Annotated in this window: 2 protein-coding genes and 1 pseudogene; 2 read left to right on the forward strand and 1 reads right to left on the reverse strand. The window is 35.7% G+C overall.

What is annotated here, in order from left to right; translation table 11 throughout:
* Positions 1–599, reverse strand: a pseudogene (locus FTV42_RS16280) (hypothetical protein); the annotation flags it as partial.
* A gap of 265 nt (positions 600–864) precedes the next feature.
* Here FTV42_RS16280 and FTV42_RS16285 point away from each other — a divergent pair.
* Entirely contained in the window at positions 865–1,428 is a 564-nt protein-coding gene (locus FTV42_RS16285) for a recombinase family protein (protein ID WP_180039205.1), read from the forward strand.
* A gap of 372 nt (positions 1,429–1,800) precedes the next feature.
* Positions 1,801–2,190: a helix-turn-helix domain-containing protein gene (locus FTV42_RS16290; RefSeq protein ID WP_180039206.1), complete on the forward strand. Its 390-nt coding sequence runs from the start codon at positions 1,801–1,803 to the stop codon at positions 2,188–2,190.
* The last annotated feature ends 241 nt before the right edge of the window (positions 2,191–2,431 follow it).

Genomic DNA, 2,431 nt, shown 5'->3' on the forward strand with positions numbered 1-2,431 from the left:
AATCTTGCCTCCATCTCGGCTGCGGCTGCCGCTGCGACTGCGTCTGATGCCGCAAGCTCTTCTGCTTCTAATGCAGCTTCTACTGCTTCTTTAGCAGCTCCTGTACGTTTAACCTCTGCGTCAATTTTAGCTTGTCTTTCTGCCGCAGCAGTAGCCTTTGCCTCTGCAATGATTTTTAAGGCTTCTGCTTCTTTAGCTAGTTCTGATTTCGACTCAATATTTTCACCTGCACATTTAGTTTTAATTGAAAAGTATTCGATTATCTGCTTATTGGAATTAAAGTTAGTCGAGTCAGAATTTGCCATAAAGCTAAGAAAATTAGCAATAGTTGAGTTCATGTACGAACTCAACGCTTCTTTTGCTGGGGTTAAACATTCACTAACCTCTAATCTTTCTAAATCTCTTTTGACATTCTGTAATTCACTAATTGGTGTTGCTAGTGCTATGCGTGCTGTGGATGAAGCTAACTTGTGAGCATCATCCCAACGGTTTTCAATAGCGTTTAATTGATCTACACCTTTATCTTTAGCTTCAAATGGGTTTTTACAACCGCTAACTAATATTGAGAAAATAAAAATTGTTAGTATTAATTTATTCATGTACTACAAGAACTCTTTAAAAGAGTGTCACCCTCTGCAACACTTTAACTTCATAACTATTCTATAGTTTCTTATTAATCAATGATATAGGTGTTTATGGATAACATTAAACAATTAAGCTTTAATGTTCCTTAAGGTGTACCTTTTCGGAATGTTCCGCAATTAGTCTAGAAGTCTTGAAAATCCATGTTCCTTAAGGTTGTTTTTTGTATCGGAACGCTATAAGATATCAAGTCTAGATCATGCGGAACACAAAGAGTATAAAATGGCACACGTAGCGTATATCCGAGTAAGTACCACAGAACAAAATACTGATCGTCAGTTAGCAGATACAGGGATTGAGTTCGATAAAATCTTTGAAGATAAAGCAAGTGGAAAAAATACTGAACGCCAAGGACTAAAAGACATGCTCGATTACGTTCGAGAAGGTGACACAGTACACGTTCATTCTATTGACCGTTTAGGTCGATCTTTGATTGATCTTAAAACGTTAGTTACACAGCTAAATGATAAGGGCGTAGCAGTTCACTTTCATAAAGAGAACCTGCCATTTGAAGTTGGCAAGCAGAACTCAATGCAAATTCTAATGTTTAACATGCTAGGAGCCTTTGCTGAGTTTGAGCGTTCTATCATTAAGGAGCGTCAGCGTGAAGGTATCGAGAAAGCTAAGGAGAAAGGTGTTTACAACAAGGATAAGCGCAAGAAGGTAGATTACACAGAATTGAATGCAGCTATTGAAAGCGGTATGTCATATCGTCAAGTAGCTGAGAAGTTCAATGTAGGCGTTGGTACAGTAGACAGAGCAGTTAAGGCACATAAAAAAATCTGAGTGATTAGGATATTTCGGAATTTTAACAAGATTACTTTTGATGGTGGGGGTAAGTGTTAAGCAACATTCCCAACAATCTCAAAAAAAGTGTATAGGTGTGATGCCTTGTATAGTGGCGTTAGCCTGGTGATGATATGAGGAAGGTTTTAATTGCGGGTGTGAAATGTCAAACAAGATGGCATCGACCACCAGGATATTTCCTGAAATTTAGCATATAGCACAATGATATTTGTTTAAGTCATTGTTTTTAAATGAAAAGTCTTAATAATCAAGGCTTTTACAATGATTCTACAACAATAGAAAACAATGATTTGAACAATGGAATACAACTGTTATCATCAATAAATGAACAGTTTTTAACATGGGTTACACATGGCAAGAATCAGTATAAATAAAGCGTCTTTGGATTTTAATATCAGTCGGAATACCTTGTATAAGCACATCAAGCAGGGAAAGATAACCAAAGATGCAGAAGGTAAACTAGACACTAGTGACCTGGTTAGATTGTATGGTACGCATGTTAATGGGCAACAAGAATCAACAATAGTTGACACCAATATTTCTGCTCAATTTGAACAGTTAAGACAAGAAAACCAACAACTAAAGCAGCTACTAGCAGTCAATGAAATGTTGGTAAACCAGTTGCAGCAGCAAATACAGGACTTAAAGCATGATAAACAACAACTATTTAACCAGCTCGACCAAAAATTACTTGAATCAAAGATAAGTAATAAAACTTTTTTCAGTAAGTTTTTTAAATGATAAACAAATAAAAATTTAAGTTTTTTAAAAAGTCAGATGCTTTTAATGTTTTTAAATGTTTTTAAAGCTTTTAGACAGGCTATATTCCTTTTGTAGCAACACTTTTAGCCTCTATTAAACTAGGTTTATGGGGTGATTAAACTAGGTTTATGGGGTGATTAAACTAGGTTTATGGGGTGATTAAACTAGGTTTATGGGGTAACTAGCTAGTTTATATGTTGACTAATTAAATTAGACAGTC

This window comes from Acinetobacter sp. YH16052 (assembly GCF_013417155.1).
GTDB lineage: Bacteria > Pseudomonadota > Gammaproteobacteria > Pseudomonadales > Moraxellaceae > Acinetobacter.

Coding starts and splice junctions, on each gene's coding strand:
- FTV42_RS16285 (WP_180039205.1), top strand. CDS start 865: ATGGCACACGTAGCGTATATCCGAGTAAGTACCACAGAACAAAATACT.
- FTV42_RS16290 (WP_180039206.1), top strand. CDS start 1,801: ATGGCAAGAATCAGTATAAATAAAGCGTCTTTGGATTTTAATATCAGT.